The sequence below is a fragment of the Klebsiella sp. D-Nf1 genome (assembly GCF_002810515.1).
Classification (GTDB): Bacteria; Pseudomonadota; Gammaproteobacteria; order Enterobacterales; family Enterobacteriaceae; genus Klebsiella; species Klebsiella variicola.
Window position 1 is genome coordinate 216,896 of the sequence record NZ_PIOK01000004.1, and the last position, 16,308, is coordinate 233,203.

14 protein-coding genes are annotated in these 16,308 nt (G+C 58.4%); 1 reads left to right on the plus strand and 13 read right to left on the minus strand.

The window, feature by feature from the left end:
- Nucleotides 1-45: 45 nt before the first annotated feature.
- Complete coding sequence (rnz, locus tag CWM54_RS17715) at nt 46-966, plus strand: ribonuclease Z (protein ID WP_100698007.1); 921 nt, start codon at nt 46-48, stop codon at nt 964-966.
- A 54-nt stretch (nt 967-1,020) separates the two neighbouring features.
- Here rnz and nuoN read toward each other — a convergent pair whose 3' ends face one another.
- From nuoN to nuoA, 13 genes are all read right to left on the minus strand, one after another.
- On the minus strand, nt 1,021-2,478 hold the full coding sequence (gene nuoN, locus CWM54_RS17720; protein ID WP_100698009.1) for an NADH-quinone oxidoreductase subunit NuoN: 1,458 nt from the start codon (nt 2,476-2,478) through the stop codon (nt 1,021-1,023).
- Nucleotides 2,479-2,484: 6 nt separating this feature from the next.
- Entirely contained in the window at nt 2,485-4,014 is a 1,530-nt protein-coding gene (gene nuoM / locus CWM54_RS17725; protein ID WP_100698011.1) for an NADH-quinone oxidoreductase subunit M, read from the minus strand.
- A 169-nt stretch (nt 4,015-4,183) separates the two neighbouring features.
- Nucleotides 4,184-6,025: an NADH-quinone oxidoreductase subunit L gene (gene nuoL, locus CWM54_RS17730; protein WP_008803949.1), complete on the minus strand. Its 1,842-nt coding sequence runs from the start codon at nt 6,023-6,025 to the stop codon at nt 4,184-4,186.
- Nucleotides 6,022-6,324 carry an NADH-quinone oxidoreductase subunit NuoK gene (gene nuoK / locus CWM54_RS17735; RefSeq protein ID WP_002913148.1) on the minus strand — a complete coding sequence of 101 codons (303 nt, stop codon included), beginning with the start codon at nt 6,322-6,324 and terminating at the stop codon, nt 6,022-6,024. Before nuoK ends, nuoL begins: the two co-directional genes overlap by 4 nt.
- Nucleotides 6,321-6,875, minus strand: coding sequence for an NADH-quinone oxidoreductase subunit J (gene nuoJ, locus CWM54_RS17740; protein ID WP_015365591.1), 555 nt, complete (start codon nt 6,873-6,875; stop codon nt 6,321-6,323). Before nuoJ ends, nuoK begins: the two co-directional genes overlap by 4 nt.
- An 11-nt stretch (nt 6,876-6,886) precedes the next feature.
- Nucleotides 6,887-7,429 (minus strand): NADH-quinone oxidoreductase subunit NuoI, encoded by a 543-nt coding sequence (gene nuoI / locus CWM54_RS17745; protein WP_008803948.1) that lies wholly within the window; start codon nt 7,427-7,429, stop codon nt 6,887-6,889.
- 14 nt (nt 7,430-7,443) lie between these two features.
- Nucleotides 7,444-8,421, minus strand: coding sequence for an NADH-quinone oxidoreductase subunit NuoH (gene nuoH, locus CWM54_RS17750; protein WP_002913156.1), 978 nt, complete (start codon nt 8,419-8,421; stop codon nt 7,444-7,446).
- On the minus strand, nt 8,418-11,144 hold the full coding sequence (gene nuoG / locus CWM54_RS17755; RefSeq protein WP_100698013.1) for an NADH-quinone oxidoreductase subunit NuoG: 2,727 nt from the start codon (nt 11,142-11,144) through the stop codon (nt 8,418-8,420). The genes nuoH and nuoG overlap by 4 nt, the downstream gene beginning before the upstream one ends.
- A gap of 32 nt (nt 11,145-11,176) precedes the next feature.
- Entirely contained in the window at nt 11,177-12,514 is a 1,338-nt protein-coding gene (gene nuoF / locus CWM54_RS17760; protein WP_061153791.1) for an NADH-quinone oxidoreductase subunit NuoF, read from the minus strand.
- Nucleotides 12,511-13,011 (minus strand): NADH-quinone oxidoreductase subunit NuoE, encoded by a 501-nt coding sequence (gene nuoE, locus CWM54_RS17765; protein ID WP_002913160.1) that lies wholly within the window; start codon nt 13,009-13,011, stop codon nt 12,511-12,513. Before nuoE ends, nuoF begins: the two co-directional genes overlap by 4 nt.
- Before the next feature lie 2 nt (nt 13,012-13,013).
- On the minus strand, nt 13,014-14,822 hold the full coding sequence (gene nuoC / locus CWM54_RS17770; RefSeq protein ID WP_074387942.1) for an NADH-quinone oxidoreductase subunit C/D: 1,809 nt from the start codon (nt 14,820-14,822) through the stop codon (nt 13,014-13,016).
- Nucleotides 14,823-14,909: 87 nt separating this feature from the next.
- Complete coding sequence (gene nuoB, locus CWM54_RS17775) at nt 14,910-15,584, minus strand: NADH-quinone oxidoreductase subunit NuoB (RefSeq protein WP_002913178.1); 675 nt, start codon at nt 15,582-15,584, stop codon at nt 14,910-14,912.
- A 15-nt stretch (nt 15,585-15,599) separates the two neighbouring features.
- Complete coding sequence (gene nuoA / locus CWM54_RS17780) at nt 15,600-16,046, minus strand: NADH-quinone oxidoreductase subunit NuoA (protein WP_002913181.1); 447 nt, start codon at nt 16,044-16,046, stop codon at nt 15,600-15,602.
- Nucleotides 16,047-16,308: the final 262 nt, after the last annotated feature.

Genomic DNA, 16,308 nt, shown 5'->3' on the forward strand with positions numbered 1-16,308 from the left:
ATTGATATACTGATACTTTGCGACTCGCCCTGAGGACACTGGACGATGGAATTAACTTTTTTAGGAACATCCGCCGGGGTGCCGACCCGTACGCGTAATATGACGTCGATAATACTGAATTTGCAACAACCCACTAGCGCTGAAATGTGGTTGTTTGACTGCGGTGAAGGGACCCAGCATCAGTTTCTTCGCACGCTCTATCACCCCGGCAAACTGAATAAAATTTTCATCACTCACCTGCACGGCGACCACCTGTTCGGCCTGCCCGGCCTGTTGTGCAGCCGCTCGATGCAGGGGAACTCTCTGCCCCTCACCCTCTACGGGCCAAAAGGGCTCAAAGAGTTTGTTGAGACCGCGCTGCGTCTGAGCGGCTCGTGGACCGATTATCCGCTCACCATCATCGAAGTCGGCCCCGGACTGGTGTTCGACGAAGAGGGCTATCGGGTGACCGCATTCCCGCTAAGCCATCCGGTGGAGTGCTACGGCTATCGCATTGAGCAGCATGACAAGCCCGGCACGCTCGACGCCGCCCAGCTGATTGCCGATGGCGTGCGCCAGGGGCCGCTGTTCCATCAACTCAAGCTTGGTCAGCGCGTTGAGCTGGAGGATGGTCGGGTCATTGATGGCAGCCGCTATCTGGGGCCGTCGACGCCGGGTAAAACACTGGCGATTTTTGGCGATACCGCCCCCTGCCCGCAGGCGCTGGAGATGGCTCGCGGGGCGGATGTGATGGTCCACGAAACCACCCTTGAGCAGGCGATGGCGGAGAAAGCCAATAGCCGCGGCCACTCCTCAAGCCAGCAGACCGCGGCACTGGCCAAAGAAGCGGGGGTCGGCACGCTAATCGCTACCCACTTTAGCTCGCGCTACGATGCCGAAGGCTGCCTGCGTATGCTGGCGGAATGCCGGGAGATTTTCGCTAATACGCTACTGGCGGAAGACTTTATGGTCTACAAGGTGGAATAAAACTCGGGCATAAAAAAACCGCCATCTCGGCGGTTTTTTGGTTTGTCACCCAACTTACATCAGCGGCGTCGCCAGCTGCACGATGCTAATCAGCGGCTGCGGCCAGATACCGAGCACCAGCACCAGCAGGGCAGAGATCAGCACCACGATACCGCCAGCGCTGTACTGCCAGTTCGACGGCGCATCGCGGTTCAGTTGCTCCGGCGCGCTCAGGTACAGACTCACCGCCACGCGCAGGTAGTAGTAGAGACCAATCGCCGAGCCGACAACCACCGCGGCAACCAGCCACCACAGGTGCGCATGCACACCGACGGCCAGCACGTAGAACTTACCGATAAAGCCGAGGGTCATCGGGATACCGGCGAGGGAAAGCATCATCACCGTCATTACCGCGGACAGAATCGGACGGTGCCAGAACAGGCCGCGGTAGGAGAACAGCGAGTCCGCATCCGGGCCGCGGTACGGGCTGGACATCAGGCTGACCACGCCGAACGCGCCGAGGCTGCTGAACAGGTAACCGGCCAGGTAAACGCCCACGGCTTCCATCGACATTTGGCCGCTCTGCAGGGCGATCAGCGCCACCAGCAGATAACCGAGATGGGAGATGGAAGAGTAACCAAGCAGACGCTTAATGTTAGTCTGGCTCAGCGCCATCAGGTTACCGAAGATGATAGAGGCGAAGGCGATAAGCCCCAGCACCACACGTACCGCTTCGCTGTTACCCACCGGCATGTACAGGAACAGACGCATCACTACGCCGAAGATGGCGATCTTGCTGGCGGTCGCCAGGAAGGTGGAGACCGGCGCAGGCGCGCCCTGGTAAACGTCCGGCGTCCACAGATGGAACGGCACCAGCGACAGTTTAAAGCCAAGACCGACAATCATCAGACCGAGGCCCGCCAGCAGCAGCGGCTCGTGCAGCGTGTTGTCAGCCAGGCTTTTGCCCAGCGCGAGGAAGGACAGGTTGCCGGAGTTCGCGTACACCAGCGCCATACCGAACAGCAGGAAAGACGAGGCTGCCGCGGAGAGGATGGTGTATTTGATGCTCGCTTCCAGCGAACGTTTCTGGCGGAAGGCGTAACCGACCAGGCCGAACAACGGCAGCGAAATCAGTTCGATACCGAGGAACAGCGCCGCCAGATGATTCGCACCGGCCAGCAGAATGCCGCCCAGCGCGGCGATCAGCACCAGCAGGTAGAACTCTTCTTTGTTGTCCTTGTAACCCTCAAGCCACGGGTAGGCGAAAGTACAGGTCGCGAGGCTCGCCAGCAGCACCAGCCCGGTGTAGAGCATGGCGTAGCCGTCAACGCGGATCATCGGGGTGACGTCCATCGCCCCATTCTGGCCGACGAACCAGAGCGAGACCAGCGCAGCATTAAGCCCGAGAACCGACAGCGTGGCATTGAGAAAATGATTGCGTCGCCACGCAATGGAGAGCATCACAACCACCACCGTCAAGCCGACGATCAGCAGCGGTAGCAGTGCGATCAGTTGTTGTGGAGTTATTGTCATGGCGAATTACGGCCTTGTAGTAGAAACAGAATTAACAAACCACTGCTGAATGTTGCTCATCGCAGCATGCGAGGTGTCGAGGATCGGCTGCGGGAAGAAGCCCAACAGCACCAGCAGCACCACCAGCAGCAGGATGATAGACAGTTCACGCAGGGACATCCCCGGCAGTTCTTTCGTCGCGATTTCGCTTTTCGCTTTACCGAAGTAAGCGCGATGCAGCATCGACAGCGAGTAAACGGAAGCGAATACCAGACCAAAGGTCGAGATAACAGTGATCACCGGCACCACTTTATAGCTGCCGAACAGGATCATAAATTCGCCGACAAAGTTACCGGTGCCCGGCATCCCCAGGGTGGCGACGGCAAAGAACATTGACATTGCCGGCAGCCATTTAATTTTGCTCCACAAACCGCCCATCTGACGCATATCGCGGGTGTGCAGACGTTCGTACAGCTGGCCGCACAGAATAAACAGGCCCGCCGCGGACAGACCGTGGGCGATCATCTGAATCACCGCCCCCTGATAAGCCAGCTGGCTACCGGTGTAGATAGCAATCAGCACGAAACCCATGTGGGAAACGGAGGTATAAGCGATCAGACGTTTGATATCGGTCTGGGCGAAGGCCATCCACGCGCCGTAGAAGATACCAATCACGCCCAGCCACATGGCGATGGGCGCAAACTCGGCGGAGGCGTTCGGGAACAGCGGCAGCGCAAAGCGCAGCAGACCGTAGGCCGCAGTTTTCAGCAAGATGCCCGCGAGGTCGACGGAACCGGCGGTCGGCGCCTGGGAGTGGGCGTCCGGTAGCCAGCCGTGCAGCGGTACCACCGGCATTTTCACCGCGAAGGCGATGAAGAAGCCCAGCATCAGCAGGTATTCCACGCCGTGGGACATCGGCGTTTTCAGCAGTTCTTCATAGTTGAAGGTCCACACGCCGGTGGCGTTGAAGTGGACGAAGGCCAGCGCCAGAATGGCGATCAGCATCACCAGACCGCTCGCCTGGGTATAGATGAAGAACTTGGTGGCCGCCGTGATACGCGTTTTACCGTCAGAGGCTTTGTGGCCCCACAGCGCGATCAGGAAGTACATCGGCACCAACATCATTTCCCAGAAGAAGAAGAACAGGAACATGTCGATGGCGAGGAATACGCCGATGACGCCGCCCAGGATCCACATCAGGTTGAGGTGGAAGAAGCCCTGGTACTTTTCGATTTCGCGCCAGGAACAGAGCACCGCCAACACGCCGAGCAGGCCGGTCAGCACCACCATCAGCAGCGACAGACCGTCAATCGCCAGATGGATGCTAATGCCGAAGCGTGGGATCCACGGCAGCACGAATTCCGACTGCCACTGCGGAATACCCGCGGATTGCGTCAGAGAATAGCCGCCCTGCATCCACAGCTGCAGGCCAAGCACCAGCGTCAGTCCCATGGTAATCAGCGCAATCCAGCGCGGCAGTTTCACGCCAAAGCGTTCAGTCTGCCAGCACAGGAAGCCGCCGATGAAGGGGATTAATATTAGCCAGGGTAATAACATGGCGATTTTTATTCCTTGTTAAAGTCCCGTTCAGGACCGATTTTCAACGAATTCGACTACATTCACGTTTGAGTGCGGTTTGTTGTGTCGGGTGGTGCTTCGCTTACCCGACCTACGGTTTCGTAGGCCCGGTAAGCGAAGCGCCACCGGGCAAAACCGCGCGCTCAAATCAACGCAGTACCATCAGCAGAGCCAGCACCACCACCGCGCCAATGCTCATTGAAGCCACATACCAGCGCAGATAGCCGTTCTCGCTCACCAGCAGACCTTTGCCTGCGAAGCGGGACAGAATCGCTGGGATATTCATCAACGAGTTCAGCGGATCGCTCTTCAGCAGCCAGGCAATGCCGAGGAATGGTTTCACGAACACCTTGTCGTATAACCAGTCGAAGCCCCAGGCATGGAACCACCAGGTACCGAAGAAGCGGCCAGGCGCGCTGTTGGCGATGGAGGTCACCAGGGTACGTTTACCCAGCCACAGCCATGCGGCGATCAGGATGCCAGCAATCGCGATAATCCCGGAGGCAATTTCCAGCGTCATGACACTACCGTGCGCAAGCTCAGTGGTCTGCGGCAGTACACCCTCCAGCGGCGGCACAATCAGCGCGCCAACGAAGGTGGACAGCACCAGCAGCACGATCAGCGGCAGATGATGGGTAATTCCCTTCCCTGCGTGCGCGTGAATTTGCTCTTTGCCGTGGAACACGATGAAAATCATACGGAAAGTGTACAGCGAGGTCATAAAGGCGCCGACCAGGCCCGCCACCATCAGATTGATATGGCCGTTGGCCATCGCGCCTGCCAGAATCTCATCCTTACTGAAGAAGCCTGCGGTGATAAGCGGCAGAGCGGACAGCGCCGCGCCCCCCACCAGGAAGCAGACATACACCAGCGGAATAGATTTGCGCAGACCGCCCATTTTGAAGATGTTCTGTTCGTGATGGCAGGCCAGAATGACCGAACCAGACGACAGGAACAGCAGCGCTTTAAAGAACGCGTGGGTCATCAGGTGGAAAATCGCCGCATCCCATGCCTGTACGCCCAGCGCGAGGAACATGTAGCCAATCTGACTCATGGTCGAGTAAGCCAGCACACGTTTGATGTCGGTCTGCACCAGCGCGGCGAAGCCTGCCAGCACCAGCGTTACCGCACCAACGATACCCACCAGATGCAGCACTTCCGGCGTCATCAGGAACAGGCCGTGGGTACGGGCAATCAGGTACACGCCCGCGGTCACCATGGTGGCGGCGTGGATCAGCGCGGAGACCGGCGTCGGGCCAGCCATCGCATCGGCAAGCCACGTTTGCAGCGGCAGCTGAGCGGATTTACCGACCGCGCCGCCGAGCAGCATCAGCGTCGCCCACTGCAGCGTGGTGCTGCCATTAGCGAAGTGCTGCGGCGCCAGCTCTACCATTTCACGGAAGTTCAGGGTGCCCAGTTCGTTATAAAGAATGAACAGCGCGAAGGCGAGGAACACGTCGCCGACGCGGGTGACCACGAACGCTTTCATCGCTGCGGCATTGTTCTTCGGATCGGTGTAGTAGAAACCGATCAGCAGGTAAGAACAGAGGCCCACACCTTCCCAGCCGAGGTACATCAACAGCAGGTTATCGGCCAGTACCAGAACGACCATGCTGGCGATAAACAGGTTGGTGTAGGCGAAAAAGCGAGAGTAGCCCTCTTCGCCGCGCATGTACCAGGAGGCAAACATGTGGATCAGGAAGCCGACGCCGGTAACCACAGAGAGCATGGTCAGCGACAGGCCATCCAGCACCAGGTTGAAGCCGATGTTGAAATCACCGACCGACATCCAGTTCCACAGCGGTACGCTGACCGCTTGTTTGCCGTTAGCGAAAAAGTCGACGCCGACGTACGCGGTGACCAGCGCCGCCAGGCCTACCGACCCCATGCCAACGGTGGCGGAAAGGTTTTCCGACCAGCGTCCACGGGAGAAGGCCAGCAGCACAAAGCCAATCAATGGCAAAAGAATGGTTAAGGCAAGCATGTTCATCCACGCAACTCACTTACTGAATCGATGTTCAGGTTCTGGCGGCGACGATGGAGCTGCAGCAGCAGCGCCAGGCCGATACTCGCTTCCGCAGCCGCGAGGCTGATGGCGAGGATATACATTATCTGACCATCTGCCTGGCCCCAGTAGCTACCCGCTACCACAAAAGCCAGCGCGGCGGCGTTAATCATGATTTCCAGGCTAATCAACATAAACAGCAGATTGCGGCGGATCACCAGCCCCGTCAGACCAAGCACAAACAGGATGGCCGCGAGGATCAGTCCATGTGTTAAGGGGATCATGCGTGTTCCTCCGTTTTTCTTTTGTCGCTGTCGTTCACGCGGTTGCTCAGCACCTCACCGGCGCGCTCTTCGCGGCCAATGTGGAAGGCAACAACCAGGCCCGCCAGCAGCAGCATGGAGGCCAGCTCCACCGCCAGGACGTACGGCCCAAACAGCGCAATACCCACTTCTTTGGCGTTGATCGCCGCGCCGTCGATACCCTGGTCATTGATGCCCAGGATGGCGTAAACGATTACCACCAGCAGCACCGCGGAAAGGATGGCCGGGCCAATCCAGATCCCCGGCTGCAGCCATTTGCGTTCCTGTTCGATCTCGGTGCCGCCCAGGTTGAGCATCATCACCACGAACACGAACAGCACCATAATGGCCCCGGCGTAAACGATGATTTCCAGCGCACCGGCGAAGTAAGCGCCCAGCGAGAAAAACACCCCGGCAATCGCTAACAGCGAAATGATCAGGTACAGCAGCGCGTGCACCGGATTGGTGTGGGTGACGACCCGCAAGGTTGCGAGGATGGCTATCAGGCCACAGATATAAAAAGCGAATTCCATTGCCCCTCTCCTTACGGTAACAGGCTCTTGACGTCGATTGGCTTAGCTTCGTTTTCCGCTTCGCCCTTATCTTTGCCGTCGATTGCCATACCCGCCATCCGGTAGAAGTTATATTCCGGGTATTTGCCCGGACCGGAAATCAGCAGATCCTCTTTTTCGTACACCAGATCCTGACGCTTGTATTCACCCAGCTCGAAGTCCGGGGTCAACTGGATCGCCGTGGTCGGGCACGCTTCTTCGCACAGGCCGCAGAAAATGCAGCGTGAGAAGTTGATGCGGAAGAACTCAGGGTACCAGCGGCCGTCTTTGGTCTCTGCTTTCTGCAGAGAGATACAGCCCACCGGGCAGGCTACCGCACACAGGTTACAGGCAACGCAGCGCTCTGCACCGTCCGGATCGCGGGTCAGCACGATGCGGCCGCGGTAGCGCGGCGGCAGATAGACCGGCTCTTCCGGATACATCCGGGTTTCACGTTTGGCGAAGGCATGCAGGCCAATCATCCAGATACTACGGACCTGGGTGCCGAACCCCACCAATAATTCTTTTAAGGTCATGTTCAATTCACCCCTTATTGCGCCTGCCAGAGAATGACAGCCGCCGTTACCAACAAGTTGACCAGCGTTAACGGCAGGCATACCTTCCAGCCAAAGGACATTACCTGGTCATAGCGCGGACGCGGTAATGATGCGCGGATCAAAATGAACATCATCATGAAGAACGCGGTTTTCAGCGCGAACCAGATGAAAGGAGGTAACCACGGGCCATTCCAGCCGCCGAAGAACAGCGTGACGATCAGCGCTGAAACGGTGACGATACCAATGTATTCACCCACGAAGAACAGACCGAATTTCATGCCGGAATATTCAATGTGGTAACCATCGGCCAGTTCCTGCTCCGCTTCCGGCTGGTCGAACGGATGACGGTGACACACCGCCACGCCGGCGATGGCGAAAGTCACGAAGCCGAAGAACTGCGGGATGACGTTCCACAGATGCGCCTGGTTGTTGACGATATCGGTCATATTGAATGACCCCGCCTGCGCCACCACGCCCATCAGGGACAGACCGAGAAACACTTCGTAGCTCAGGGTCTGCGCGGAAGCACGCATCGCCCCCAGCAGCGAGTATTTGTTGTTACTCGACCAGCCGGCGAACAGCACCGCATAGACCGCCAGGCCTGCCATCATCAGGAAGAACAGGATGCCGATGTTCAGGTCAGCCACCACCCACGTCGGGCTGACCGGCACGATAGCGAAGGCCAGCAGCAGCGAGGTAAAGGCGATAACCGGCGCCAGAGTAAAGATCACGCGATCGGAGAAGCGCGGGATCCAGTCCTCTTTGAAGAACATCTTGATCATGTCGGCGACCAGCTGCAGCGAACCGCCCCAGCCCACGCGGTTAGGTCCGTAGCGGTTCTGGAACAGACCGAGCAGACGACGCTCGCCGAAGCTCATGAACGCGCCACAGGTGACGACCACCAGCAGAATGACCACGGCCTTCAGGATGCTTAACAGAATGTCGATAAGATCCGGCGTTAACCAGCTCATGCTTTCGCCTCCTGCAGTGAATCAATACGCGATCCGGTCAGCACCGGCGCAATGCCCGGCATGCCCATCGGTAAGCCAACCTGTCCTGCGGTCAGGCCTTCAGAGATAACCAGCGGCAGACGCAGGGTCTGGCCTTCTACGCTAAAGGAGAGCATTGCCCCCGCGTTAACGCCCAGCTTCGCGGCATCCACCGGGTTCAGCTTGATGTACGGCTCAGGCATCCGGCTCTCGAACACCGGCGCGCGCTGAGACAGCTCATCGCTGCCAAACAGATGGTAGTACGGCGCGATACGCCATTTGCCCTCTTCCGCCTGGAAGCTGGCCGGCACCGCGGTGAAATACTCCAGCCCGTTGGCGGACGCTTCAAACAGTCGAACGCCCGGATCGCCATGACGCAGTTTCCCGCCCACTTCATCCTGGAACTTGTTCCATGCCTGCGGGGAGTTCCAGCCCGGCGCCCAGGCGAACGGGATCTGCGAACGTGGTGCGGACGGCTGGTTGTTCCCTTCCATTGAGAAGGCGAACATCGTGTCTTTATCCTGGGGCTGACGCGGCTCATGCACGCTGATGTTGGCGCGCATCGCCGTACGGCCGCTGTAGCGGTGCGGTTCACGCGCCAGCTTCTGACCGCGAATGCGGAAGGTCGCATCCGGCGCGGCATCTTTAATGCCTGCCAGCTGCGGCAGTGCGGTAATCGCCGCATCGATGACATGGTCCAGCTGCGTCCAGTCAACCTGACGGTTGTTGACGGTGCTGTGCAGCGAATGCAGCCAGCGCCAGCTCTCCAGCATCACGGTTTTCGCGTCGTAGTAAGCCGGGTCGTAGACCTGGAAGAAACGCTGAGCGCGGCCTTCGTTGTTCACCACGGTCCCGTCGCTTTCCGCGAAGCTTGCAGCAGAGAGCACCAGGTGCGCTTTGTCCATAATCGCGGTGCGCTGATGGTCAACCACCATCACCAGCGGGGCTTTCGCCAGCGCAGCGTCAACGCGCGCAGCGGAAGCATGACGGTGAAGGTCGTTTTCCAGCACGATAACCGCATCGGCGGCGCCGCTTTCCAGTTCGTCCAGCGCCTCTTCAAGCGAGCCGCCGCCGATCATGCCCAGACCGACGCTGTTCACCGCGCGGGCGACCATGGTCACGCCGACGTCGGCGCCGCGGCCTTTCAGGGCTTTTGCGACGTTAGCGGCGGCCTGGATGATCTCCATGCTGCCGGCGTTGGTTCCGGAGATAATCAGTGGTTTTTTCGCCCCGGCCAGCGCCTGGACAATCACGTCAACCTTACCCTTCAGGTCCTGGCTCAGGCCATCAACCGCCGGCGCGCTGTCGTCCAGCGCATGGGCGATAGCGAAGCCCAGACGCGCCTGATCTTCCACCGGCGCGCGGTAGGTCCACGCGGCAATGTCATCCAGGCGGGTGTCATCGATGTTAGTGACGAATAACGGGTGCTTGGCGCGCTGCCCGATGTTGAGGATCGCGGCGATCTGCCAGTCGGCTACTTTCTGCGCCGCTGCCATTTCACGTGCTTTCCCTTTCACCGCCTGGCGGACTGCCAGGGCCACGCGCGCGCCGGTCTGGGTAATGTCTTCGCCCAGCACCAGTACCGCATCATAGGATTCGATATCGCGCAGGCTTGGGGTATGGATCCCGCCTTCACGCAGCACTTTCAGCATCATCTGCAGGCGCGCTTGTTCGCCTTTGGCGATGCCGGTATAGAAGTTGTCGGCGCCCACCAGCTCGCGCAGCGCGAAGTTGCTTTCGATGCTGGCGCGCGGGGAGCCGATACCGATCACTTTCTTCGACTGGCGCAGAATATCCGCCGCCCCCTGCATCGCCTGCTCGGCGTTGAGGGCAATCAGATCGTCGCCGCGGCGCTGAACCGGCTGACGCGGACGGTCTTTCAGGTTCACGTAGCCATAGCCGAAACGACCGCGGTCGCAGAGGAAGTAGCGGTTCACGGTACCGTTATAGCGGTTTTCAATACGACGCAGTTCACCATAGCGTTCGCCCGGGCTAATGTTGCAGCCGATGGAACACTGCTGGCAGATGCTCGGCGCAAACTGCATGTCCCACTTACGGTTATAGCGCTCGGAGTGCGTTTTGTCGGTGAAGACGCCGGTCGGGCAGACTTCCACCAGGTTGCCGGAGAATTCGCTTTCCAGGGTGCCATCTTCCGGGCGGCCGAAGTAGACGTTGTCATGCGCGCCATAGACGCCCAGATCGGTGCCGTCGGCATAATCTTTGTAGTAGCGCACGCAGCGGTAACAGGCGATGCAGCGGTTCATTTCGTGCGAAATAAACGGCCCCAGATCCTGGTTGCGGTGGGTACGCTTGGTGAAACGATAGCGGCGGAAGCTATGGCCGGTCATCACCGTCATATCCTGCAGGTGGCAGTTGCCCCCTTCTTCACAGACCGGGCAGTCGTGCGGGTGGTTAGTCATCAACCACTCCACCACGCTTTCGCGGAACTGCTTCGCTTCGCCGTCGTCAATAGAAATAAAGGTGCCGTCGGATGCCGGAGTCATACAGGACATCACCAGGCGACCACGCGTGTCTTCCGCGTTCTGATATTGCTTCACCGCACACTGGCGGCAAGCACCGACGCTCCCTAGCGCCGGGTGCCAGCAAAAGTAGGGAATATCAAGACCAAGAGAGAGACAAGCCTCTAGCAGGTTGTCCGCCCCGTTGACCTCGTATTCTTTGCCGTCTACATGAATCGTAGCCATTTGCGTGCTTCCAAAAATAAAAAACCTTTAGATTACCAGCGCGTCTTAAGCAGGTTCGGCTGAATACCGTTAATTGCATGGGTATTGCTAAACTGCTGCTTAATGCCAGCCTCGAATTCTTCGCGGAAATACTTGATCGCGCTCTGCAGCGGTTCGACCGCACCCGGCGCGTGTGCGCAGAAGGTTTTACCCGGGCCCAGGAATCGACAGAGTTGCTCAAGCGTTTCGATATCGCCAGGCTGGCCTTCGCCGCGCTCCAGGGCGCGCAGGATCTTCACGCTCCACGGCAGTCCATCACGGCACGGCGTACACCAGCCGCAGGACTCGCGGGCAAAGAACTCTTCAAGGTTGCGCACCAGCGAGACCATGTTGATCTCGTGGTCAACGGCCATCGCCAGCGAGGTGCCCAGACGGCTGCCCGCTTTACCAATGCTTTCGAACTCCATCGGCAGATCGAGGTGCGCTTCGGTCAGGAAGTCGGTCCCTGCCCCACCCGGCTGCCAGGCTTTAAACTTCAGGCCATCGCGCATGCCGCCGGCGTAATCTTCGAGGATCTCACGCGCGGTAGTGCCGAACGGCAGCTCCCAGACGCCCGGATTCTTCACCCGGCCGGAGAAGCCCATCAGCTTGGTGCCAGCATCTTTGCTAGTGGAAATGTTCTGGTACCACTCGACGCCGTTGGCGAGGATCGCCGGCACGTTGCACAGGGTTTCCACGTTGTTGACGCAGGTCGGCTTGCCCCACACGCCGGAGCTCGCCGGGAACGGCGGCTTGGAGCGCGGGTTAGCACGGCGACCTTCCAGGGAGTTGATCAGCGCCGTCTCTTCACCGCAGATATAGCGCCCTGCCCCGGTGTGCACGAACAGTTCGAAGTCAAACCCGGTGCCAAGGATGTTTTTCCCCAACAGGCCCGCTTCGGTGGCTTCGGCAATCGCGCGACGCAGATGCTGTGCCGCTTCGATATATTCGCCGCGCAGGAAGATGTAGCCGCGGTACGCTTTCAGCGCAAACGCGGAGATCAGCATGCCTTCCACCAGCAGGTGCGGCAGTTGCTCCATCAGCAGACGGTCTTTATAGGTGCCCGGCTCCATTTCGTCGGCGTTACACAGCAGGTAACGGATGTTCATGGATTCGTCTTTCGGCATCAGGCTCCACTTCAGACCCGTGGAGAAGCCCGCGCCGCCGCGCCCTTTCAGGCCAGCGTCTTTTACCGCATTAACGATTTCATCCGGCGCCATCCCGGTCAGGGCTTTACGTGCCCCCTCGTAACCGTTTTTGCTGCGATACTCGTCCAGCCATACCGGCTGCTTGTCGTCGCGCAGACGCCAGGTGAGCGGATGCGTTTCCGCAGTACGAATTACGGTTTTCATTTGTACTGCTCCAGCAGGTCAGGAATTGCCTCCGGCGTCAGATGACTGTGAGTGTCCTCATCAATCATCATGGTCGGTCCCTTGTCGCAGTTGCCCAGGCAGCAGGTCGGTAGCAGCGTGAAGCGGCCATCGAAGGTGGTCTGCCCTGGCTTGATATTGAGCTTCTTCTCAATCGCAGCCTGAATACCCTGATAGCCGGTAATGTGGCACACCACGCTGTCGCAGTAGCGGATCACGTGACGGCCAACCGGCTGGCGGAAAATCTGACTGTAAAATGTTGCCACGCCTTCGACGTCGCTGGCCGGGATCCCCAGCACATCGGCGATCGCATAGATCGCGCCATCCGGCACCCAGCCGCGCTGTTTTTGGACAATTTTCAGCGCTTCGATGGACGCCGCACGCGGGTCTTCGTAGTGGTGCTTCTCGTGCTCAATAGCCTCACGCTCAGCCGCACTCAGCTCAAAAGCCTCGGTTTGTGGTTGTTGATTCTCGTGCATAATTAGCGGTCCACGTCTGACATAACAAAATCGATACTACCCAGATAAACGATCAGGTCGGATACCAGGCTGCCGCGGATCGCCGACGGGATCTGCTGCAGATGCGCAAAGCTCGGCGTACGCACGCGGGTACGGTAGCTCATGGTGCTGCCGTCGCTGGTCAGGTAGTAACTGTTAATCCCTTTGGTCGCCTCAATCATCTGGAAGGATTCGTTGGCCGGCATCACCGGGCCCCACGATACCTGCAGGAAGTGGGTGATCAGGGTTTCGATATGCTGCAGCGTGCGCTCTTTCGGCGGCGGCGTTGTCAGCGGATGATCCGCTTTGAACGGGCCTTCCGGCATATTATCGAGGCACTGCTGAAGAATGCGCAGGCTCTGGCGCAGCTCTTCGACTTTCAGCATCACACGGGTGTAGCAGTCAGAAACGCCACCGCCGGTCGGGACTTCGAAGTCGAAGTTTTCGTAACCAGAATAAGGACGCCATTTACGCACGTCGAAGCCGATACCGGTGGCGCGCAGGCCTGCGCCGGTGGTGCCCCACTCCAGCGCCTCTTTGGCGGTGTAAGCGGCAACGCCTTTGGAACGGCCAATCAGAATGGTGTTGCGCAGCGCGGCTTTCTCGTAAGAATCCAGACGCTTCGGCATCCACTCGAGGAATTCCCGCAGCAGGCGATCCCAGCCGCGCGGAAGATCGTGGGCAACGCCGCCGATGCGGAACCACGCCGGGTGCATACGGAAACCGGTGATCGCCTCCACCAGATCGTAGATTTTCTGCCGGTCGGTAAAGGCGAAGAAGACCGGCGTCATCGCGCCGACGTCCTGAATAAAGGTCGAGATATACAGCAGGTGGCTGTTGATGCGGAACAGTTCAGACAACATCACGCGGATCACGTTGACGCGATCCGGCACGGTGATCCCGGCCAGTTTTTCCACCGCCAGCACGTACGGCATCTCGTTGACGCAACCGCCGAGATATTCGATGCGGTCAGTGTACGGGATATAGCTGTGCCAGGACTGGCGTTCGCCCATCTTCTCGGCGCCACGATGGTGGTAACCGATGTCCGGCACGCAGTCGACGATCTCTTCGCCATCCAGCTGCAGAATAATACGGAATGCACCGTGGGCAGACGGGTGGTTCGGACCGAGGTTGAGGAACATGAAGTCCTCGTTGTCGGTGCTGCGCTTCATGCCCCACTCTTCCGGTTTGAAGGTCAACGCTTCCATCTCCAGATCCTGCTTGGCTTTGGTCAGCTCAAACGGATCGAATTCGGTAGCGCGCGCCGGATAGTCTTTACGCAGCGGATGGCCTTCCCAGGTCGGCGGCATCATGATGCGGCGCAGATTCGGGTGGCCATCGAAGGTCATGCCAAACATTTCCCAGGTTTCACGCTCATACCAGTTGGCGTTGGGGAACAGTTTGGTGAAAGTCGGCAGATGCAGATCGTTTTCAGACAGCGCCACCTTGAGCATGATGTCGCGGTTGCGGTCGATAGAAATCAGATGATAGAAAACGGAAAAATCCGCGGCGGGCAGGCCATCGCGGTGCGTGCGCAGACGTTCGTCCATGCCGTGCAGGTCAAACAGCATCACGTAAGGCTTCGGCAATTTCTTCAGGAAATCACCCACCTCAAGCAGTTGCTCACGCTTCACCCACACCACTGGTACGCCGGTGCGGGTTGGCTGAACGGTAAAGGCATCCGGCCCAAAGCGGTTGCGCAGTTCGCCGATCACCGGGTCATCGAGGTGATCGCGGGTTTGCCAGGCTGGTGCGGCGTCATGCGCGGTTAAATCGGTCATATTGTTCACCATTGCAAAAGGTCCGTGGTGACTGCCGGGCGAGACTTCGCGTTGTTGTAGATTGATTTGCGAAGTGGTATTCCCGCCCGCAGGCGCAAATTAAATCTCGTCCGGCGTCCGCAGATTGGTCACTGCAATACGTTCGCCGCGTTTACGCTCGCGTTCCGACTGCATATTGGCGCGATAAACGCCCTGATCGCCAACCACCCATGAGAGCGGACGACGTTCTTTACCAATGGACTCCTGCAGCAGCATCAGCGCCTGCATATAGGCCTCCGGACGCGGCGGGCAGCCCGGGATGTACACGTCGACCGGAATGAATTTATCCACGCCCTGGACGACAGAATAGATGTCGTACATGCCGCCGGAGTTAGCGCAGGCGCCCATGGAGATCACCCACTTCGGCTCCAGCATCTGATCGTACAGACGCTGAATAACCGGCGCCATTTTGGTAAAGCAGGTTCCAGCGACCACCATCAGGTCCGCCTGACGCGGAGAGGCGCGCAGAACTTCTGCCCCAAAACGCGCAACGTCATGCACCGCAGTGAATGACGTCACCATTTCCACATAACAGCAAGAAAGGCCGAAGTTATACGGCCAAATTGAGTTCTTACGGCCCCAGTTCACCATGTCATGCAGCGCGTGCTCGAGTTTCCCCATATACACGCTTTTGTTGACTTCCTGCTCCAGGGGGTCGGTGACGATCTCCTGTTTCTGCAGGGGGTAACGGTCGTTCTCACCGTTAGGATCTATGCGGGTGAGCGTATAATCCATCTTATTGCCTCGCTTTTACTGCATATGACGGTTAGTGGGACTGTCTGTTTCCGGATTAACCAGCGTGCGACGGGAACGCGCAGGCGTCCAGTCCAGTGCGCCGATGCGAACGAGATAAACCAGACCAGCCAGTAGCACTAAAATGAAAATTGCGGCTTCCACAAAGCCGACCCAGCCGCTCTCGCGGATAGAAGTCGACCATGCGTAGAGATACAGGGCTTCCACGTCGAAGATAACGAAGAACATGGCAACCAGATAAAACTTCGCAGAAAGACGTAAGCGGGCCGAACCAACGGAGTCGATCCCCGATTCAAACGGCGTGTTTTTGCTACGCGCGCGCGCGCGACCGCCAAGGTACCAGCCGCCGACGAGCATGAGGCAGCACAGGCCGATAGCGATGATGAGAAATATAGCGAATGCCCAATGATGAGCGATGACTTCAGTGGATGTTGACATACGCATTGCTTAACCAAAAAAGTGTAGCGCCAAAACCCTCTGCTCTTACTGGCAGATGAACGCCACAGCGTTTCACGGGAGGAGTAAAAAAAACCGTGCAAAAAAGCGTCCCTGGTTGATGTGAGAAGCCCAGATGCCGTGGCTTTTTACCCCTTTCTTTAACCTTTTGTCAACTTTAACAAAAGTTTTCATAACATTAATTTACATTGGAATCTTTTCATTAACATTAAATGCCCTTTTATGCGAAATAACCTTGCATACTGTTCGG